This is a genomic window from Microbacterium sp. ANT_H45B (assembly GCF_008369345.1).
Taxonomy (GTDB): Bacteria; Actinomycetota; Actinomycetes; order Actinomycetales; family Microbacteriaceae; genus Microbacterium.
This window is the reverse complement of the sequence record NZ_VOBK01000002.1, coordinates 510457-529796: the sequence shown is the minus strand read 5'-3', so window position 1 is coordinate 529796 and position 19340 is coordinate 510457. Positions and strand designations below refer to the sequence as shown.

At 70.6% G+C, this 19340-nt stretch carries 19 protein-coding genes; all 19 read right to left on the bottom strand.

Translation table 11 applies throughout. The features are described 5' to 3' along the window. Positions 1-45 precede the first annotated feature (45 nt). Positions 46-636 (bottom strand): Trp biosynthesis-associated membrane protein, encoded by a 591-nt coding sequence (locus tag FQ142_RS08995; protein ID WP_149423035.1) that lies wholly within the window; start codon positions 634-636, stop codon positions 46-48. Continuing rightward, positions 633-992, bottom strand: a complete 360-nt coding sequence (gene hisI, locus FQ142_RS08990) for a phosphoribosyl-AMP cyclohydrolase (protein ID WP_056417551.1) — start codon at positions 990-992, stop codon at positions 633-635. Before hisI ends, FQ142_RS08995 begins: the two co-directional genes overlap by 4 nt. Further along, entirely contained in the window at positions 989-1750 is a 762-nt protein-coding gene (gene hisF / locus FQ142_RS08985; protein WP_149423034.1) for an imidazole glycerol phosphate synthase subunit HisF, read from the bottom strand. The genes hisI and hisF overlap by 4 nt, the downstream gene beginning before the upstream one ends. After that, positions 1750-2592, bottom strand: a complete 843-nt coding sequence (gene hisG / locus FQ142_RS08980; RefSeq protein ID WP_149423033.1) for an ATP phosphoribosyltransferase — start codon at positions 2590-2592, stop codon at positions 1750-1752. Before hisG ends, hisF begins: the two co-directional genes overlap by 1 nt. Positions 2593-2630: 38 nt before the next feature. Beyond that, complete coding sequence (locus FQ142_RS08975) at positions 2631-2894, bottom strand: phosphoribosyl-ATP diphosphatase (protein ID WP_056417561.1); 264 nt, start codon at positions 2892-2894, stop codon at positions 2631-2633. Beyond that, positions 2891-3571: a ribulose-phosphate 3-epimerase gene (rpe, locus tag FQ142_RS08970; protein ID WP_149423032.1), complete on the bottom strand. Its 681-nt coding sequence runs from the start codon at positions 3569-3571 to the stop codon at positions 2891-2893. Before rpe ends, FQ142_RS08975 begins: the two co-directional genes overlap by 4 nt. A 4-nt stretch (positions 3572-3575) precedes the next feature. Beyond that, the gene (locus tag FQ142_RS08965; protein WP_149423031.1) at positions 3576-5168 is read right to left on the bottom strand and encodes an RsmB/NOP family class I SAM-dependent RNA methyltransferase; all 1593 of its coding nucleotides are present in this window, start codon (positions 5166-5168) and stop codon (positions 3576-3578) included. Next, on the bottom strand, positions 5165-6085 hold the full coding sequence (locus FQ142_RS08960) for a methionyl-tRNA formyltransferase (RefSeq protein ID WP_149423030.1): 921 nt from the start codon (positions 6083-6085) through the stop codon (positions 5165-5167). The genes FQ142_RS08965 and FQ142_RS08960 overlap by 4 nt, the downstream gene beginning before the upstream one ends. A gap of 57 nt (positions 6086-6142) precedes the next feature. Beyond that, positions 6143-8098, bottom strand: a complete 1956-nt coding sequence (locus FQ142_RS08955; protein ID WP_149423029.1) for a primosomal protein N' — start codon at positions 8096-8098, stop codon at positions 6143-6145. Between the two features lie 28 nt (positions 8099-8126). Then, the gene (gene metK / locus FQ142_RS08950) at positions 8127-9320 is read right to left on the bottom strand and encodes a methionine adenosyltransferase (RefSeq protein ID WP_149423028.1); all 1194 of its coding nucleotides are present in this window, start codon (positions 9318-9320) and stop codon (positions 8127-8129) included. Between the two features lie 91 nt (positions 9321-9411). Beyond that, a complete protein-coding gene (gene rpoZ / locus FQ142_RS08945) occupies positions 9412-9669 on the bottom strand; it encodes a DNA-directed RNA polymerase subunit omega (RefSeq protein ID WP_042536631.1) in 258 nt (85 codons plus the stop codon). Positions 9670-9777: 108 nt separating this feature from the next. After that, entirely contained in the window at positions 9778-10686 is a 909-nt protein-coding gene (gmk, locus tag FQ142_RS08940) for a guanylate kinase (RefSeq protein ID WP_056417577.1), read from the bottom strand. Continuing rightward, positions 10679-11524 (bottom strand): orotidine-5'-phosphate decarboxylase, encoded by an 846-nt coding sequence (gene pyrF / locus FQ142_RS08935; protein WP_149423027.1) that lies wholly within the window; start codon positions 11522-11524, stop codon positions 10679-10681. Before pyrF ends, gmk begins: the two co-directional genes overlap by 8 nt. Continuing rightward, positions 11521-14808, bottom strand: a complete 3288-nt coding sequence (gene carB, locus FQ142_RS08930; RefSeq protein ID WP_149423026.1) for a carbamoyl-phosphate synthase large subunit — start codon at positions 14806-14808, stop codon at positions 11521-11523. Before carB ends, pyrF begins: the two co-directional genes overlap by 4 nt. Beyond that, positions 14808-15953: a glutamine-hydrolyzing carbamoyl-phosphate synthase small subunit gene (gene carA / locus FQ142_RS08925; RefSeq protein ID WP_149423025.1), complete on the bottom strand. Its 1146-nt coding sequence runs from the start codon at positions 15951-15953 to the stop codon at positions 14808-14810. The genes carB and carA overlap by 1 nt, the downstream gene beginning before the upstream one ends. Continuing rightward, positions 15950-16486, bottom strand: coding sequence for a hypothetical protein (locus tag FQ142_RS08920; RefSeq protein ID WP_149423024.1), 537 nt, complete (start codon positions 16484-16486; stop codon positions 15950-15952). The genes carA and FQ142_RS08920 overlap by 4 nt, the downstream gene beginning before the upstream one ends. Continuing rightward, positions 16483-17787, bottom strand: coding sequence for a dihydroorotase (locus FQ142_RS08915; protein ID WP_149423023.1), 1305 nt, complete (start codon positions 17785-17787; stop codon positions 16483-16485). The genes FQ142_RS08920 and FQ142_RS08915 overlap by 4 nt, the downstream gene beginning before the upstream one ends. Then, positions 17784-18749, bottom strand: coding sequence for an aspartate carbamoyltransferase catalytic subunit (locus FQ142_RS08910; protein WP_056417597.1), 966 nt, complete (start codon positions 18747-18749; stop codon positions 17784-17786). Before FQ142_RS08910 ends, FQ142_RS08915 begins: the two co-directional genes overlap by 4 nt. After that, on the bottom strand, positions 18746-19276 hold the full coding sequence (gene pyrR, locus FQ142_RS08905) for a bifunctional pyr operon transcriptional regulator/uracil phosphoribosyltransferase PyrR (protein ID WP_056417601.1): 531 nt from the start codon (positions 19274-19276) through the stop codon (positions 18746-18748). The genes FQ142_RS08910 and pyrR overlap by 4 nt, the downstream gene beginning before the upstream one ends. Between the last annotated feature and the right edge of the window lie 64 nt (positions 19277-19340).

Below are 19340 nucleotides of genomic sequence, written 5' to 3'. Positions count from 1 at the left end.
CTCCTCCGGGGGACGACGTGCAGGATCTCGTTCAGTCTATCGGGGTCAGCGCGTGGGGTCGGTTCCGCGGGACAGGTCGTCCCACGAGTCGATCGCGTCGACGGGACCCGATGCCGACTCGACGTGCGCGGCATCGGTGCGGTACCGGCGTCCGCCGGACTTCCAGCGACGCCAGGTCACGAGCACCAGCAGCGACGCCGCGAGCAGTACGACCCAGCCGATCAGCGTCACCACCGGCCACGACGAGAGTTCGATCCCCGCGACCAGATCGGCGATCGCCGCGCTGCCGGCGAGCCCTGTCGTCTCGGTCACCGTGCCGCCGACTGCGGCCAGCGGTTCCGACACCAGCAGCTGCAGGGTGGTCCAGCCGAGGAACAGGGCCGCCGCGGTGGAGAGCACGCCGAACACGAGACGGACGACGGGGCCGACGATCGAGAGCGCGATGCCGAGTGCGAGCACGGCGAGGCTCAGGGGCGCGAGCAGCGGGAGGGCCGCCGCACCGGGGACGAGGATCGCCTCCGCGGCATCCGCCCGCTCTACGGTCAGCCAGGTCTGGGTCGACGAGATGATCCCCACAGCCCCCGACAGGAGGAAGCCGGATACCGCGATCGAACGGCCGCGTGTCGCGAGGGTCATGCGGATGCGCCCCCGTCGACGGCCTGGAGGTCTGTGGAGTCGAAGCAGGTGCGCGTCCCGGTGTGGCACGCGGGGCCCGACTGGTCGACGCGCAGCAGGATCGCGTCGCCGTCGCAGTCCAGGCGCGCCTCGTGCACGATCTGGATGTGCCCGGAGGTGTCGCCCTTGCGCCAGTACTCCTGGCGGGAACGGGACCAGTAGACGGCGCGTCCCGTCGTGAGGGTCCTGCGCAGCGCCTCGGCGTCGACCCACGCCAGCATGAGCACCTCGGCGGTGTCCCACTGCTGCACGATCACGGGAGCGAGCCCATCGCCGTTGAAGGCGACCTGCGCGATCCGCTGCTCGACGTCGCTCATCGGACCAGCACCCCCTCCGCGCGCAGCGCGGCCTTGACATCGCCGACGGTGAGCGCCCCCGTGTGGAACACGCTCGCCGCGAGAACCGCATCGGCACCTGCCTTGATGGCAGGCGCGAAATCGGACACGGCGCCGGCGCCGCCCGACGCGATGATGGGCACGGATGCCGCTTCGCGCATCACCGTCACGAGCTCCAGGTCGAAGCCGTCGCGGGTGCCGTCGGCGTCTATCGAGTTGACGAGCAGTTCGCCCGCCCCGCGCTCGGCGGCCTCGCGCGCCCACTCGATCGCATCGAGAGTCGTCCGGGTGCGGCCGCCGTGCGTGGTGACCACGAAGCCGGAGGGAGTCGTGTCGGCGCGCTTGACATCGAGAGAGAGCACGAGAACCTGAGCGCCGAAGCGGTCGGCGATCTCGCCGATCAGCTCGGGGCGCGCGATCGCCGCCGAGTTCACGCCCACCTTGTCGGCTCCGACGGCGAGCAGCCGTGACACGTCATCGACGCTGCGCACCCCGCCACCGACCGTCAGCGGCACGAACACCTGCTCCGCCGTGCGCTGCACCACGTCGTACGTGGTCGCACGGGCATCGACCGTGGCGGTGACATCGAGGAAGGTGATCTCGTCTGCGCCCTGCGCCGCATAGTGGCGGGCGAGCTCGACGGGATCTCCCATGTCGCGCAGGTTCTCGAAGTTCACGCCCTTGACCACGCGGCCCTCGGCGACATCCAGACACGGGATAACGCGACTCGCGAGCGCCATCAGAGCCTCGCGTTGTGGATCGCCGTGACCAGGATCGCTCGGGCGCCCAGGGCGTAGAGAGCGTCCATCACGGGATTGACCCGCGAACGCGCCACCATCACGCGCACGGCAACCCATTCCGGGTCGCGCAGCGGCGAGACCGTGGGCGACTCGATGCCCTCGGCGATCTCGACGGCGGCATCGAGCAGAGCGAGGGGCAGGTCGTAGTCGATCATCACGAACCGGCGGGCGACCATCACCCCGCGCAGGCGACGCAGCAGCGTCTCGGACCCCTCGGCATCGTGCGGACCGGCGATCAGCACGGCCTCCGACTGCAGGATCACGGGGCCGAACACGTCGAGGCCGGCCTGCCGGAGCGTCGTCCCGGTCTCGACGACGTCCGCGACGGCGTCGGCGACGCCGAGGCGCACCGCCGATTCGACGGCGCCGTCGAGGGGCACGAGATCGACGGCGATGCCCCGCTCGTCGAGGAACGCGTCGACCAGCCCGGGGTACGACGTGGCGATGCGCAGCCCGTCGAGTTCGGAGACGTCGCTGTAGCGGCCAGACGGCGCCGCGAAGCGGAAGGTGGAGCCGGCAAATCCGAGCGCCTCGATCTCCCTGGCACCCGGCATGCGGGCATCGAGAAGAAGGTCACGGCCGGTGATGCCGACATCGATCGCCCCCGACCCGACGTAGGTCGCGATGTCCTTGGGACGCAGGTAGAAGAACTCGACGTCGTTGTCGCCGTCGACGACGTGGAGGGTCTTGGGGTCACGGCGACCGGTGTAGCCGGCCTCCGCGAGCATGTCGGCGGCGGTCTCGGAGAGAGAGCCCTTGTTGGGAACAGCAATGCGCAGCATGAGATGCCTTCAGATCGAAGCGAATGGGGCGGAGCGCTTCACAGATGTCGGTAGACGTCCTGCAGGCTGAGCCCCTTCGCGATCATCATCACCTGCACGTGGTAGAGCAGCTGGGAGATCTCTTCGGCGGCGGCGTCGTCGGACTCGTACTCGGAGGCCATCCAGACCTCGGCGGCCTCCTCGACGATCTTCTTGCCGATCGTGTGCACGCCGCCGTCGAGCTCCGCGACCGTGCCCGATCCCTCGGGTCGGGTCTCCGCCTTGACGCTGAGCTCGGCGAACAGCTCGTCGAAAGTCTTCACGATTCCAGGCTAGCGGCTCTGGCGCGGTCCCTGAGCCGGGTGACGGCCGCCTCGACGTCATCCGCGCCGTAGACCGCGGACCCGGCGACGAAGGTGTCGGCACCGGCGGCAGCGGCCTCCTCGATCGTCGCGTCGGAGATCCCTCCGTCGACCTGCAGCCAGACGGTCGAGCCCCGTCGCTTCGCCTCCTCCGCGAGGGCGCGCAGCTTCGGCATGGTCTCGGACATGAATCCCTGGCCGCCGAAACCCGGCTCCACGGTCATCACGAGGATCTGGTCGAACTCCTCGAGGACGCTGTACAACCCCTCCGCGGGCGTGTCGGGCTTGATGGCGACGCCCGCGCGGGCTCCGATGTCGCGCAGCCTCCTGGCGAGCGAGGTCGGGTCTGCGGCGGCCTCGAGATGGAAGGTCACACTCGCGGCCCCCAGCTCGGCGTAGGCGGGGGCCCAGCGCTCCGGATCAGTGATCATGAGGTGCACGTCGAGCGGGATCGGGCTGGTCGCCTGGATCCGCTCCACCATCTGCGGGCCGAACGTGAGGTTGGGCACGAAGTGGTTGTCCATCACGTCGACGTGCGCGAAGTCCGCCGACGCGATTCTGGCGAGGTCACGCTGCATGTTGACGAAGTCGGCGGCCAGGATGCTGGGGTTGATGCGCGGGGCGCGGGGCAGGTCCACGTCTCTAGTCTCCTTCGTCGGCGGGCGGGATGTCTCGGGGTGCGGCCGTGTCGCGGCGCAGCAGCGCCAGGAACATCGCATCGGTGCCGTGACGGTGCGGCCAGAGCTGCACGCGGCCGGACCCGTCGTCGGCGAGGTCGATCGGCGCGTCCGCGACATCGGCGACCACGGCGCGGGCGTCGAGTTCGGTGACGTCGCTGCGCCCGCGAAGCACCTCCTGCACCACGCCGGTCGTCTCGGCGAGGTGGGGCGAGCACGTGACGTAGGCGACGATCCCCCCGGGAGCGACGGCGTCGAGGGCGGAGCGGAGCAGCTCGACCTGCAGCGGCACGAGATCGGCGACATCGGCCGGCGACTTGCGCCAGCGGGCTTCGGGCCGGCGTCGGAGTGCGCCGAGCCCGGTGCACGGGGCATCCACGAGGATGCGATCGAAGGCGCCCGGGTGCGTGGCCCCGAACGCGCGGCCGTCCTCCTCGTGCACGGTCACCTCGCCGGGCACGGCGCGCAGAGCGTTGCGGACGAGACGCGCCCTGGTGGGCACGACCTCGTTGGCCTCGAGCCGCACGTCGTGCTGCCGAGCGATCGCGGCCAGCAGCGCGGTCTTGCCGCCGGGACCCGCGCAGAGGTCGAGCCACCGCTCGCCGGGGGCGATCGGTGCGGCACCGGCCAGCGCCAGCGCGACGAGCTGGGAGCCCTCATCCTGCACGCGCACGGTGCCCCCGGATGCGGCGATCACCCGGTGCGGGTCGCCACCTGCCGATGCATAGGCCGTCGGGGCGTACGGGCGCCGGGGTTCGCCCGGCTCGGCGAGTCCGGGAAGCGCGACCAGCGTGACCTCCGGCGAGGCGTTGTCGGCGTCGAGGAGCTCGTCGAGCTCGTCGACCCGTCCCTCCGCGGCGAGAGCCCGACGGAGTGCTCGGATGACCCAGACCGGATGCGCGGTGCGGAGTGCGAGCCTCTCGTCGTCCGACCGGGCGGACGCCTCGATCCGCTGCTCCCACTCCCCCGGTGTCTCACGCGAGATGCGTCGGAGCACCGCATTGGCGAAGCTGGATGCGCCACGGCCCTGGTGCGCGGCGACCAGGTTCACGGACTCGTTCACCGCGGCGTGCGACGCGACCCTGGTGGCGAGCAGCTGATGAGTCGCGAGTCGCAGCGCGTCGAGCACGGCAGGGTCGATCTCCTCCGCGGGACGATCCGCGGCCGCCGAGATGATCGCGTCGTAGGTGCCGCGTCGACGCAGCGTGCCGTACGCGAGTTCCGTGGCCAGTGCGGCGTCCTGAGGCGTGAGACCGGCGTCGGCGATCGTCGGCGGCAGGACCAGGTTGGCGTAGGCATCGGACTCGGACACGGCCCGCAGCACGTCGTAGGCGACGCGACGCGCGGGCTGGACCGTCCGCTGAGGCGTTGCCGAGCTGCCCCGAGCCGAGCCACCCCGAGACGAGCCGTTCCGTGTCGAGCTGTTCCGCGCCGAACCGCCGCGTGCGTCGTCGCCCCGACCGGACCCGGAGCGGCCGGAGCCACCGCGGCCGCCGCGGGGGCCGTCGGCGTCGGACCTCGCATCGCGTCGGGAGCGGTCGTCCCGCTGGCCGCTCATGCGCCCACCCGCAGATCCTCGGTGCCGCGCTGTCCGCGCCACCAGTCGACAGCGTGCATCGCTCCCTTGCCCGCAGGCTGCACCCGCGTGACCGCGAGCGGCTCCGAGGCGGTGCCGATCAGCAGCGCGGACTTCGTCGCGGCGATCTGTCTGGGCTCGAGCGCATCGGCCCCCACGGAGGGAGCGGCCTCGAGGATCTTCAGCCGCAGGCCGTCGACCGTGGTGTGCGCGCCCGGTTCGGGGGTCACGCCGCGGAAGCGGGCGAACACCCGCGACAGCGGCTGGGCCCAGTCGATCAGGCCGTCGTCGAGAGTGAGCTTCGGGGCGAGAGTCGGCTCCCCCTGTTGAGGAACGGCGACGGCCGAGCCGTCGGCGATCGCCGCGACCACCTCGGCGGTGAGCGCCGCACCGTCGATCGACAGCGCCTCGAGGGCGGCGTCCGCGGTCGCCTCCTCATCGACGTCGACGACGCGTGCGGCGAAGACGTCGCCGGCGTCGAGTGCAGGAACGAGCTGGAACACGCTGGCGCCGAGCTCAGGATCCCCCGCGATCAGCGCACGCTGCACCGGTGCGGCGCCCCGCCAGCTCGGCAGCAGTGAGAAGTGCAGGTTGATCCACCCCTTCGCCGGCGTCGACAGCAGCGGCTCGCGCACGAGCCCGCCGTAGGCGACGATGACCCCGAGTTCGGCGTCGAGCTCGGCGATCGCCGCCGTGACGGCGTCGTCGAGCCTGGCAGCCGCGATCACCGGAAGACCGAGCTCGGCCGCGGCCTGCGCGACGGGCGACGGAGTGAGCACGCGCCTGCGCCCCAACGGCGCGTCGGGCCGCGTCACCACGGCCGCGATGTCGTGCTCGCCGGCGAGGCGGCGGAGGGTGGGGACGGCGGCCGACGGTGTGCCGGCGAAGACGAGTCGCATGAAGGTGCTCCGGAGGGATCCAGGTGGAGATCGGGTGAGTTCGAGGCGGTGTCGCGTTCAGAGCTCTGGGTCGAGGATATCGAGGCGAACCGAGAGCGCGCTCCGAGTGGACTTGCCCTTGCCCCGGCGCGCACTGACAGCTTCGGCGACCACGGCTGCGCGGAGGGTCGAGGCCACCCGCTGTCCTGCGCCGTAGTCGAAGCGGACCAGGGCGCGCACCCGCGGCGGGTAGTCGTCGGATTCGATCGGCACCGGTCCGAGCACCGCATCGGGCGGCAGAGCGAGATCGTGCAGAGACGCCAGGCCCCGGGCCACCGCGGCGACCGTCCCTTCGACCAGTGCCACCCGCGCGGCGGGGGGCATGTGCAGCGGTGCGCGCTCGGCGAGCTCGGCACGGGCGAAGCCCGAGTGGTTCCAGGTCGCGAGCGCTCGGGCGATGCCGCCGTCGACGCCCACCAGGTGGATCGGAGCGCCGGGAGCCGCGAGGGCGGCCGCGTTCGACCACCACCGCAGACACGCCTCACCGATGCGCAGGTCCGGCGCCTGCAGCATCCGCGGCCCGTCGAGCAGCACCACGGCCCGGTATCCGCCCTCGGCCAGCGGTTCGGCTCCCCTCGTCGCGACCACGAGCGACGGCTTGTCGGCGACCTGTTCGACGGGGTGCGCGCTGTCGGCCACGATCACCCGGATGCCGGGGAACGCCTTGCCCAATTCGTCGGCCGTGCGCTCGCTGCCGGAGGATGCCAGGCGCAGCTTCGTCGAGGAGCAGGCCGGGCACGCCCACGCACGAGCACCGCGACCGCACCACGCGCAGACGGGCACGGCCCCGCGGTGCGTGGCTCCCAGCGGTCCGCCGCAGTGCGCGCACCGGGCCGGTGCACGGCAGTCGGCGCACACCAGCGACGGGGAGAACCCCGGGCGCGACACCTGCACGAGCACGGGCCCGTCGGCTGCGGCGTTGCGCGCGGAGAGGAACGCCGACGACGGCATCCGCTGCGCTGTCGGTGCGTCCATCTCCTGCGGCGTGCTGAGCACCACGCGCGGGAGCACCCGCCGTGTCGCCCGGACATCGTGCAGGTACCCGTGTGCGACGAGCCTCTCCACATCGGTCGTGCGGGTGTGACCGGCGTACAACAGCGCGGAATCCTCCTGCTCCTGGCGCAGGAGCGCGGCATCGCGGGCGTTGATGTACGGGGCGAGCGGTTCGCCGAGCAGCGGATCGCCGTCGTCCCAGACCGCGACGAGACCTGCCTGCACCGGGGCGTACACGGCCGAGCGATTGCCCACCACGATGCACGGGGCGTCCTCGAGCGTGCGCAGGAAGGACCGGTAGCGGTCGGGGTTCGTCAATCGCGAATCGTGCCGCACCACCGCCTCTGCGGGAGCGAGCACCTCGAGCGCCGCGAGCAGGCGGTCGAGGTCGCGGTGGTCCGGCACCACCAGCACACTCGATCGGCCCGCCGCGAGAGTGTGAACCGCCGCCGCCGCGAGCAGCGCGGCCCAGCCCTGCACCCCCTCGCGGGAGACCGGCACCGCTTCGACCGCCGCCCGCGTGCCCTCGTCGAGGACCTCGGCCAGTCCGTCGTACTCGTCGACGACCCGGGCGGCCGCGGCCCTCTGCTCGTCTGTGGGGACCGGGGCCGGAGCGTCCGCCGTCCAGGCCTTCTCGACGCGCACCTGGCGCTTGGGGATCACGAGTCGCAGCACGTCGGAGGCGGAACCCGCCGCGCGGTCCGCCGCGCGCCGCGCGAGCCGGTAAAGGCGCGCGGGCAGTACCGACACCGTCGACACGACGCTGTCGACCTCCGACAGAGGACGGTCGGCGTCGTCTTCGGTGTCGAGTTCGACGATGTACCCGTCGACGACACGCCCCGCGGTGCGCAGCGGCACACGCACCCGTACGCCGAGCGGAACCTCACCCAGGGCGGCGGGCAGAGCGTAGTCGAACAGTCGATCGAGCTGCGGGAGCGGGGAGTCCAGGAGCACGCGCGCGATGCGCCGGCTCTCGGTCATGAGCGCGGGGGTGCCATCGGGCCGTCCCTCAGAGGCCCGCGGCGCGACGAAGCTCCTCGGCGCGGTCGGTGCGCTCCCATGTGAAGTCGGGGAGGTCGCGACCGAAGTGACCGTACGCCGCCGTCTGCGCGTAGATCGGGCGCAGCAGGTCGAGCTGATCGATGATCGCCTGGGGTCGGAGGTCGAACACCTCGTCGATCGCACGGGTGATGACCTCGTCCGACACCTTTCCGGTGCCGAAGGTCTCGACGTACAGGCCCACGGGTCGGGCGACGCCGATGGCATAGGCCACCTGCACCTCGAGCCGGTCCGCGAGTCCCGCGGCGACCGCGTTCTTGGCGACCCACCGCGTCGCGTAGGCGCCGGAGCGGTCGACCTTCGACGGATCCTTGCCGCTGAACGCCCCACCGCCGTGACGGGCGGCGCCGCCGTAGGTGTCGATGATGATCTTGCGTCCGGTGAGACCGGCGTCGCCCTTCGGGCCGCCGGTCACGAACGGGCCGGCGGGGTTGATGTAGTAGGTGACGTCGTCGAGGTCGAGCCCCGTCGTCGCGAGGATCGGGTCGATGACGTGCTCACGGACCTGGGCCTTGATCTCTTCCTGCGAGATGTCGGGGTGATGCTGCGTCGAGAGGACCACCGCGTCGACGGTCTTCGGGGTGAAGCCCTCGTATCCGAGGGTGACCTGCGTCTTGCCGTCGGGGCGCAGGAATCCGAGCGCACCCGAGCGACGCACCTCGGCGAGCCGCTCGGCGATGCGGTGCGCGGTCCAGGCGGCCATCGGCATCAGCTGAGGCGTCTCGTTGGTGGCGAACCCGAACATGATGCCCTGGTCGCCGGCACCCAGTCCGTCGAGCGGATCGACGGACGAGCCGTCGCGGTGCTCCTGCGCACTGTCGACCCCATGGGCGATGTCGGTGGACTGCTCGCCCACCGAGATGCTCACACCGCACGAATCCCCGTCGAAGCCGGTGTCGCTCGAGGTGTAGCCGATGCGGTTGACGACCTGACGGACGATCGTCGGGATGTCGACGTAGGCCTCAGTCCGGATCTCGCCGGCGACGTGCACGAGCCCCGTGGTGACGAGGGTCTCGACGGCGACGCGGGAACCGGGATCCTTCGCGAGGAGGCCGTCGAGGATGCTGTCCGAGATCTGGTCGCAGATCTTGTCGGGGTGCCCCTCGGTGACGGACTCGGACGTGAACAGACGCAGCGCGCTCATCGGGGCTCCAGAACGGATCGGGCAGACGGGAGGGGGTGATCCCATGATGGACCGCACCGCCGACATCGGTCGGCGGTGCGGTCATCGGACGTCACTCGGCGTGACGGAGGCGCAGCTTGTCTTCGTTGATCTCGTGCAGGGCGATCGTGAGCGGCTTGTCCTCGACCGACGAGTCGACCAGCGGGCCGACGTTGTCGAACAGGTTGCCCTCGTGGAGGTCGGAGTAGTAGTCGTTGATCTGGCGCGCGCGCTTGGCGGCGTAGATCACGAGCTCGTACTTCGAGTCGACGCGGTCGAGCAGGTTGTCGATGGGGGGATCGATGATGCCGTTGGTGTGGTGTCCGGCCATGGTGGGACCTCCTGATCAGGCGACGGGATCGTCGCGAAGACGGTGCAGCAGGCGCGCGACCCTTCGACGGGCTCAGGGACCGGATGTGGAAAGATCCCCGAAATCGTGTCAGCGCGCAGAGCTCAGAGACAATTCTACGACCTCGGCGGCGGCAGCGGCGACGTCCTCGTTCACGATGAGGTGGTCGAACTCGTTCTGGGCGGCCAGTTCGACCTTCGCCGTGCGCAGTCGACGCGCCCGTTCCTCGGCGCCCTCGGTGCCGCGGCCGACCAGTCGCTGCACGAGTTCGTCCCAGGTCGGCGGCAGCAGGAAGATGAGGGTGGCGGCCGGTTCGGCGCGGCGGACCTGGCGTGCGCCCTGCAGATCGATCTCGAGCAGCACCGTCCTGCCCTCGGCCAGAGCGGCGTCGATGGGCGCACGCGGCGTGCCGTAGCGCGATCGGTTGTGCACCACCGCGTATTCGAGCAGCTCGTCCTGCTCGATCAGCCGATCGAACTCGGCGTCATCCACGAAGTAGTAGTGCACGCCGTCGACCTCGCCAGGGCGCGGCGCTCTCGTCGTGGCCGAGACGGAGAGGTGGATCTCGGGGTTGTGCTCGCGGATGTGGGCCGCGACCGTGCCCTTGCCGACCGCGGTGGGGCCGGCAAGCACGAGCAGCCGGCTGCGCGCGCCCCGGGGCTCCGTCACGGGGAAGCGCGTGTCGAGCCATCCGGACAGCGCGGCGCGCTGACGAACGCCGAGGCCGCCGAGGCGCTTGACCGACGAGATGTGCAGCTCGTCGAGGATGCGGTCGCGCTTTCCCGCGCCGATCGCCGGGAGGGCGAGCAGGAAGTCGGTGATCCGCAGGGAACCCTCGACGGAGTCCGGATCCGCCGTCGCCCGCCGCAGCACGGTCTGCGGGGTGACGACCCGCGTGGTCAGGTCGCGCTTGAGCGACGCACGGGCGCGTCGTCGCTCGACCGCTTTGCGCGCGGCCGCCGCGCGGTCGACCTCGGGAACCGGACGAGACTCAGCCACGGCCGACCTCCCTGTACTCTGCGACGCGCGCGTCGATGGCTGCGGCGAGGCCCGTTGGCCCGGCCGAGAGGATGCTGCGGCTCTCGCTCGCGAGGACCGCGTCGCTCATGGACCCGAACCGGCGGTGCAGATCGGACGGCGTCGCCCCCTGCGTGCCGAAGCCCGGAGCGAGGATGGGCGCGATCGGGGCGAACGCCGCGATGCCGGCATCCGTCCAATCCACCGTGGCCCCGATCACGAAGCCGAAGCTGCCCCACTCCCCCGCGCCGATGTGCTCGGCGTTGCGGGCGGAGACGACCGAGACGATGTCGGCGGACACCACTCGTCCCGTCTCCGAGACGGAGCGCTGCAGCGCCTCCGCCTCGGGATTGCTCGTCGCGGCGAGCACGAACAGGCCCTTTCCGTGCTGCTGCGCGAGCGAGAAGGCGCCGTCGAGGGCACCGACCCCGAGGAATGGATTGACTGTGAGGGCATCCGCTTCGAGAGGTGAGCCCGGCGTCAGCCAGGCGTCGGCGTACGCGTCCATCGTCGAGCCGATGTCTCCGCGCTTCGCATCGGCGATCACGACCAGTCCCGCCGCACGTGCGGCGGCCAGCACCTCTTCGAGCGCGGCGAAGCCCGACGAGCCGAAGCGCTCGAAGAACGACACCTGCGGCTTGACGACACCGACGCGGCCAGCCGCCGCCTCGACGGTCCTCAGCCCGAACTCCCGCGCGCCGGAGGCGTCGTCGGCGAGGCCCCACGCCGCGAGGAGCGCTGCATGGGGGTCGATGCCCACACACAGCGGTCCCCACTCGGCGAGGGTCGTGCGGATGCGTTCGCCGAAGCGGATGCTCACACCGCGGCCTTCCGGTCGAGGGCGTACTCCTGCAGGCTCTTGACCTGGAAGCCCTCGTGCGCCGCGTCCATGCCGCTCACCGCGGCACCGAGCACGGCCATCGTGGTGAACAGCGCCTTGTCCGCCGCGACCGCCGCGGCCCTGATCTCGTACCCGTCGGCCCGTGCCGCACCGCCCGAGGGGGTGTTCACGACGATGTCGATCGAGCCGTCGTTGATCAGGTCGACGATGTTGGTCGCCCCCGACTCCTGGGTCTCGCTGTACTTCTCCACCACGGTGACGGCGATGCCGTTGCGCGAGAGGATCTCGGCGGTGCCCTCGGTGGCCACGATCGTGAAGCCGAGCTGCTGCAGGCGGTGGGCCGGCAGGATCACCGCGCGCTTGTCGGAGTCGGCGACCGAGATGAACACCGTCCCGGAGGTCGGCATGCCGCCGTACGCGGCGGCCTGGCTCTTGGCGAACGCGGTCGGGAAGTCGCGGTCGATGCCCATGACCTCACCCGTCGAGCGCATCTCCGGGCCGAGGATGGAGTCGACCGTCTTGCCGTCGGCGGTGCGGAACCGCTTGAACGGCAGCACGGCCTCCTTGACGGAGACCGGCGCGTCGAGCGGCACCCGCGAGCCGTCCTGCGCGGGCAGCATGCCCTCGGCGCGCAGTTCCGCGATCGTCGATCCGGCCATCACGCGGCTCGCGGCCTTGGCCATCGGAATGCCGAGCGCCTTGGAGACGAACGGCACCGTGCGGCTGGCGCGCGGGTTGGCCTCGATGACGTAGAGCACGCCGGCGCTGATCGCGAACTGCACGTTCAGCAGGCCGCGCACGCCGACGCCCTCGGCGATCGCCAGCGTGGCCTCGCGCACGCGGTCGACGTCGGTGCGACCGAGCGACACCGGCGGCAGCGTGCAGCTGGAGTCGCCGGAGTGGATGCCCGCCTCTTCGAGGTGCTCCATGACGCCGCCGATGAACAGATCGGTGCCGTCGTAGAGAGCGTCGACGTCGAGCTCGATCGCGTCATCGAGGAAGCGGTCGACCAGGAGCGGCTTGCCCTCCTCGATGACGACCTCGTCGGCGGTGCGCACGAAGTAGTCGCGCAGCGACGCCGTGTCGTAGACGATCTCCATGCCGCGACCGCCGAGCACGAAGCTCGGGCGCACGAGCACGGGGTAGCCGATCTCCTCGGCGACCGCGACCGCGCCGTCGGCGTCGACGGCGGTGCCGTGACGCGGAGCGATGAGGCCCGCCGAATCGAGCAGCTGCGAGAAGAGCTCCCGCTCCTCCGCGATGTCGATCGCCGCGGGGCTGGTGCCGAGCACCGTGTAGCCGGCGGCCTCGATGCCCTTCGCGAGTCCGAGCGGGGTCTGGCCGCCGAGCTGGCAGACGACGCCGAGGATGGTGCCGCTGGCGGCTTCCGCGTCCAGCACCTCGAGCACGTCCTCCAGGGTGAGCGGCTCGAAGTAGAGGCGATCGGAGGTGTCGTAGTCCGTCGAGACGGTCTCGGGGTTGCAGTTGACCATGACGGTCTCGAACCCGGCATCCGACAGCGCGAACGAGGCGTGCACGCACGAGTAGTCGAACTCGACGCCCTGACCGATGCGGTTCGGGCCCGACCCGATGATCACCACCTTCGTGCGCTCCGAGGGCGCCACCTCGGTCTCGACGTCGTAGCTCGAGTAGTGGTACGGGGTGAGAGCCGGGAACTCGCCCGCACAGGTGTCGACCGTCTTGTACACGGGCCGGATGCCGAATCCGTGGCGCACGCCGCGGATCTCGGCCTCGTCGTCGCCGCGCAGCTGCGCGATCTGCGCGTCGGAGAAGCCGTGCTCCTTGGCGTACCGCAGGGTGGCGGCGTCGAGCTCCGGGGCCGTGCGGACGATCTCCGCGACCTCGTTGATGAGCACGATCTGGTCGATGAACCACGGGTCGATCGCCGTGGCGTCGAAGGCCTGCTCGATCGTCGCGCCCTTGCGCAGCGCCTGCTGCAGGGTGACGATGCGCCCGTCGGTCGGCACCTTCGAGATCTCGAGCAGCTGCTCTACCGAACGCTCCTCGGCGCCCCAGTGGAAGCTGGAGCCGCGCTTCTCGAGCGAGCGGAGCGCCTTCTGCAGCGCGGTCGCGTAGTTGCGTCCGATCGCCATCGCCTCGCCGACCGACTTCATGGTCGTGGTGAGCGTGGCGTCGGCGGCGGGGAACTTCTCGAACGCGAACCGCGGCACCTTGACCACGACATAGTCGAGCGTCGGCTCGAAGCTCGCCGGGGTCACACCCGTGATGTCGTTGGGGATCTCGTCGAGCCGGTAGCCGAGGGCGAGCTTCGCCGCGAGCTTCGCGATCGGGAATCCCGTCGCCTTCGAGGCCAGCGCGCTGGAGCGCGAGACGCGCGGGTTCATCTCGATGACGATGATGCGCCCGTTGCTGGGGTCGACCGCGAACTGGATGTTGCAGCCGCCCGTGTCCACGCCCACCGCGCGGATGATGTCGATGCCGATGTCGCGCATGTTCTGGTACTCGCGGTCGGTGAGGGTGAGCGCGGGTGCCACCGTGATCGAGTCGCCGGTGTGGACGCCGACGGGATCGACGTTCTCGATCGAGCAGACGACGACCGTGTTGTCGGCGGTGTCGCGCATGAGCTCGAGCTCGTACTCCTTCCAGCCGAGGATGGACTCCTCCAGGAGCACCTCGGTGGTCGGGGAATCGCGCAGACCCGCTCCACCGATGCGACGGAGGTCCTGCTCGTCGTAGGCGAACCCGGAGCCGAGACCGCCCATGGTGAACGACGGGCGGACGACGAGCGGGTAGCCCAGCTCGGCGGCACCCTCGAGCAGGTCGTCCATCGTGTGCGCGATGATGCTGCGCGCCACGTCGGCGCCGGCATCCAGCACCAGCTGCTTGAAGACCTGGCGGTCCTCGCCCTTGTTGATCGCCTCGAAGCTCGCACCGATCAGCTCGACGTCGTACTTCTCGAGGATGCCGTGGTTGTGCAGCTCGATCGCGGCGTTCAGGGCGGTCTGACCGCCGAGGGTCGGCAGGATCGCGTCCGGACGCTCCTTGGCGATGATGGTCTCGATGACCTGCCAGGTGATCGGCTCGATGTAGGTCGCGTCGGCGAAGTCCGGATCGGTCATGATCGTGGCGGGGTTGGAGTTGACCAGGATGACCCTGACCCCCTCCTCGCGGAGGACGCGGCACGCCTGGGTGCCGGAGTAGTCGAACTCGCAGGCCTGACCGATGACGATCGGGCCGGAGCCGATGACGAGAACGGAGTTGATGTCGTCGCGCTTGGGCATTACTTGGCGTCCTTCTGGGTGTCGACGACCATGTCGCGGAATCGGTCGAAGAGGTAGTTGGCGTCGTGGGGGCCTGCGGCCGCCTCCGGGTGGTACTGCACGGAGAACGCGGGGATGTCGAGCGCGCGGAGACCCTCCACCACGTTGTCGTTCAGCCCGACGTGGCTGACCTCGACCTTGCCGTAGCCGTTCGGGCTGTCGAAGGAGCCCTCCAGCGGGGCGTCGACGGCGAAGCCGTGGTTGTGTGCGGTGATCTCGACCCGCCCCGTCGACTTGTCGAGCACGGGCTGGTTGATGCCGCGGTGCCCGAACGGCAGCTTGTACGTGCCGAGGCCGAGTGCACGGCCGAGCAGCTGGTTGCCGAAGCAGATCCCGAAGAACGGCAGCCCGTCGTCGAGCACCGCACGCAGCAGCTCGACGTGGTCGCCCGAGGCCGCGGGGTCTCCGGGGCCGTTGGAGTAGAACACCGCGACGGGCTCGATCGCGCGGATGCCGTCGATCGTGACGTCCTGCGGAAGCACGTGCACCTCGAACCCACGGGCGGCGAGGTTGTCGATCGTCGCCTGCTTGACGCCGAGGTCGAGGACGGCGAGGTTGCCGACCTTCTCGCCCACCGCCGGCGTCACCTCCGTGGCCTCCACCGAGACCTCGGCCGAGAGGTTGCGGCCGGCCATCTGCGGCGCCTCGCGGACGATGCGCAGCTGCTCGTCGGCGTCGGTCTTCGCCGCGTCTCCCGAGAAGATGCCCCCGCGCATGGAACCCGCGGCGCGGATGTGGCGGGTGACCGACCTGGTGTCGATGCCGCTGATGCCGACGATCGCGTCCTGAACGAGCACCTCGTCGAGCGACGCGTTCGCGCGCCAGTTCGACACCACGCGTGAGGGATCGCGCACGATGTATCCGGCGACCCAGATGCGCCGGGACTCGGTGTCCTCGTCGTTCATGCCGGTGTTGCCGATGTGGGGTGCCGTCTGCAGCACGATCTGGCCGGCGTACGAGGGGTCGGTGAGCGTCTCCTGGTAACCGGACATGCCGGTGGCGAAGACGACCTCGCCGAGCGTGGTTCCGAGCGCGCCGTAAGCGCGACCGACATGGCGGGTCCCGTCTTCGAGGACGAGGACGGCGGGTTCGGGGAGGGCTGTCATGACGGTGCTCCTGTGTCGTGGGCGGCGGTGTCGTCCGTGGCGCCCGAGGCGGGGACGAGTCGCTGCAGTTCTGCGATGAAGTTCTGGGGATCCCCGTCGGTGAGACGGAGGTAGGAATCGACGGGCGTGCCGTCGTCGGCGGTCCACGAGACCCGCACGAGGCCACCGGGCTCGACCACACGGTCGATCGTGACGGACGCCCGATCGACCCCGATGAGGCGTGCGGCCCCGAGGAAGACCGTCGGCGCTCCATCGAGGCAGAGGGCCAGCCCGCGGTCGGTGATCGCGGCCTCACCCCGCGCCCGGTAGGTCAGGGGGCGGATGGCCAGTCTCTCCAGCGGCTGCTCGTGCCGGGTCGTCGAGACGTACAGCACCTCGCGCCGGTCGAGGACCTCCGCGTGCTCGGGAACCCCGAGCGGCGCCGCGAGACCCGAATCGCGTCGGAGTCGTCGCCGCCACGCGAAGAACATCGCGGCGAGGACGAAGACGGCCAGCCCGATCATGATCGCGATGGCGAGATCCCTGGGGATCATGCGCGCAGCTCCTCGACCACGGTGCCGCCGTCGACGGTCAGCAGTCCGCCGTGCACGGTGTACTCGACGCGACCGGGCAGGTCGCGCCCGAGGTACGGCGAGTTCACGCTGCGCCCGTGGAGGTCGGACTCGGTGAAGACGCCGGCGACCGACGCGTCGTACAGCGCGATGTGTGCGGGGGCGCCGACCTCGAGGGGCGTCCGGTGCCCGGAGAGGCGGCCGATGCGCGCCGGGGCGGCGCTCATCACACGCGCGACGTCCTCCCAGCCGATCAGACCGGTCTGGACCATCGACTGGTGCACGACGCGCAGGGCGCTCTCGAGGCCGACCATGCCGTTCGCCGCCGCCTGCCACTCGCACGCTTTGCTCTCGCTGGGGTGCGGTGCGTGGTCCGTCGCGACGATGTCGATCGTGCCGTCGGCGAGTCCCTCGCGCACGGCGAGCACGTCCTCCTCGCGGCGCAGCGGCGGGTTGACCTTGTAGCGCGCGTCGTAGCCGCGCACCAGCTCGTCGGTCAGCAGCAGGTGGTGCGGTGTGACCTCGGCAGTGACGTCGATGCCGCGCTTCTTGGCCCAGCGGATGATGTCCACCGACCCCGCGGTCGACAGGTGGCAGACGTGCAGACGCGAGCCGACGTGCTCCGCCAGCAGCACGTCGCGGGCGATGATCGACTCCTCGGCCACCGCCGGCCATCCGGCGAGACCCAGCTCGGCCGACACGGTGCCCTCGTTCATCTGGGCGCCCTCGGTGAGTCGGGGATCCTGCGCGTGCTGTGCGATGACCCCGCCGAACGACTTCACGTACTCCAGCGCGCGACGCATGATCAGGGGGTCGAACACGCAGAACCCGTCATCGCTGAACACCCGCACCCGGGCGCGGGAGGTGGCCATGGCTCCGAGCTCGGCGAGCCGTTCGCCCTTCTGCCCCACGGTCACGGCGCCGATCGGCTGGACCGTGGCATAGCCCGCGGCCTCGCCGAGGGCGAGCTCCTGCTCGACCACGCCGGCGGTGTCGGCGACCGGCGAGGTGTTGGGCATCGCGAACACCGCGGTGAATCCGCCTGACGCGGCGGCGCGAGTGCCGGTGAGGATCGTCTCGGACGCCTCGTATCCGGGCTCGCGCAGATGCGTGTGCAGGTCGACCAGGCCCGGGAGTGCGACGAGCCCGGCGGCGTCGAGGACCCGGGCGCCGGAACGCGAGAGTCCGGTGCCGATCTCGGCGATCACGCCGTTCTCGACGATGATGTCGGCGCTCTCCGCGCCGAGAAGCCGTGCGCCGGTGATCACGAGGGTCTCGTTCACTGGTCTCCCCCTCGTTCGTCGTCTCGTTCTCCTGCCAGAAGCAGGTACAGCACCGCCATCCGGACGGACACCCCGTTCGTCACCTGTTCGAGCACGGTGGACCGTGGCGAATCGGCGGCTTCCGAGGAGATCTCCAACCCGCGGTTCATGGGTCCGGGGTGCATCACAATGCTACCGTCCGGCAGACCGGCCACTCGCCGTGCGTCGAGACCCCATCGCCGGGAATACTCCCGCTCAGTCGGGAAATACGCGGCGTTCATCCGCTCGAGCTGGATGCGCAGCATCATGACCGCGTCCGGCGACTCGGCGAGGGCCTCGTCGAGGTCGTAGACGACCTTCGCGGGCCACAGCGACACGTTCTGCGGAACGAGCGTGGGAGGAGAGACCAGAGTGACCTCCGCGCCGAGGGTGGCGAGCAGCCAGACGTTCGAGCGGGCGACACGGGAGTGCAGCACATCGCCGACGATCACGACGCGGACGCCGCGGAGGTCGCGCCCCCGGCTCTCCGCGCCGAAGCGGCGCTTGCGGATCGTGAAGGCATCCAGCAGGGCCTGGGTCGGATGCTCGTGCGTGCCGTCCCCGGCGTTGACGACTCCGGCCGAGATCCAGCCGCTCGTGGCGAGGGTCTGCGGAGCGCCGGAGGCGGGGTGGCGGATGACGACGGCGTCGGCCCCCATCGCCTGCAGGGTCTGGGCGGTGTCCTTCAGGCTCTCGCCCTTGGAGACGCTCGACCCCTTGGCGGCGAAGTTGATCACATCGGCCGAGAGGCGTTTGGCGGCGGCCTCGAAGGAGATGCGCGTGCGGGTGGAGTCCTCGAAGAAGAGGTTCACGACGGTCTTGCCGCGCAGGGTCGGGAGCTTCTTGACCTCGCGGGACTGCGTGTCCGACATGTCCTCGGCGACGTCGAGGATGCGCAGTGCCGTCGCGCGGTCGAGGGTGCGGGTGTCGAGCAGGTGTCTCATGCCTCGATCGTCACCCCCTCGGTCCCGTCGTCCTCGGCGAGGCGCACGTTGACGCGCTCCTGACGGGACGAGGGGATGTTCTTGCCGACGAAGTCCGGACGGATCGGCAGCTCGCGGTGTCCTCGGTCGACGAGGATGGCCAGGCGCACCGCGGCGGGGCGTCCGATGGACTGCAGCGCGTCGAGTGCCGCGCGGATGCTGCGGCCCGAGAACAGCACGTCGTCCACCAGGACCACGGTCCTGCCGTCGATGCCGCCTGCGGGGATCGCGGTCGGGCGGGGCGATCGGGTGGGCTGCGATGCGAGGTCGTCGCGGAACAGCGTCACATCCAGCGCGCCGACCGGAACGGTCGTGTGTGCGATCTCACCGATGGCGGCGGCCAGGCGATGGGCGAGCGTGACGCCGCGGGTCGGAATGCCCAGCAGGACGAGGTTCTCAGCCCCTCGGTTCGATTCGAGGATCTCGTGCGCGATACGGGTCAGAGCCCGCGAGATATCGGCTTCGTGCAAGACGGTGCGTGCACTCATCAGCCGCTCCCTTCTCCGCCTCACAGGACGGTGTTAAAGGTTGCTTGATGCCCCCAGTCTAGCG

Bases quoted from the DNA above. Each gene is read 5' to 3' on its own strand.
- metK (WP_149423028.1), bottom strand. From the start codon at position 9,320: ATGAGCGCGCTGCGTCTGTTCACGTCCGAGTCCGTCACCGAGGGGCAC.
- hisI (WP_056417551.1), bottom strand. From the start codon at position 992: ATGAGCGACGTCGAGCAGCGGATCGCGCAGGTCGCCTTCAACGGCGAT.
- FQ142_RS08995 (WP_149423035.1), bottom strand. From the start codon at position 636: ATGACCCTCGCGACACGCGGCCGTTCGATCGCGGTATCCGGCTTCCTC.
- hisG (WP_149423033.1), bottom strand. From the start codon at position 2,592: ATGCTGCGCATTGCTGTTCCCAACAAGGGCTCTCTCTCCGAGACCGCC.
- FQ142_RS08910 (WP_056417597.1), bottom strand. From the start codon at position 18,749: ATGAGACACCTGCTCGACACCCGCACCCTCGACCGCGCGACGGCACTG.
- hisF (WP_149423034.1), bottom strand. From the start codon at position 1,750: ATGGCGCTCGCGAGTCGCGTTATCCCGTGTCTGGATGTCGCCGAGGGC.
- FQ142_RS08955 (WP_149423029.1), bottom strand. From the start codon at position 8,098: ATGACCGAGAGCCGGCGCATCGCGCGCGTGCTCCTGGACTCCCCGCTC.
- FQ142_RS08965 (WP_149423031.1), bottom strand. From the start codon at position 5,168: ATGAGCGGCCAGCGGGACGACCGCTCCCGACGCGATGCGAGGTCCGAC.
- carB (WP_149423026.1), bottom strand. From the start codon at position 14,808: ATGCCCAAGCGCGACGACATCAACTCCGTTCTCGTCATCGGCTCCGGC.
- FQ142_RS08960 (WP_149423030.1), bottom strand. From the start codon at position 6,085: ATGCGACTCGTCTTCGCCGGCACACCGTCGGCCGCCGTCCCCACCCTC.
- carA (WP_149423025.1), bottom strand. From the start codon at position 15,953: ATGACAGCCCTCCCCGAACCCGCCGTCCTCGTCCTCGAAGACGGGACC.
- rpoZ (WP_042536631.1), bottom strand. From the start codon at position 9,669: ATGGCCGGACACCACACCAACGGCATCATCGATCCCCCCATCGACAAC.
- FQ142_RS08920 (WP_149423024.1), bottom strand. From the start codon at position 16,486: ATGATCCCCAGGGATCTCGCCATCGCGATCATGATCGGGCTGGCCGTC.
- pyrR (WP_056417601.1), bottom strand. From the start codon at position 19,276: ATGAGTGCACGCACCGTCTTGCACGAAGCCGATATCTCGCGGGCTCTG.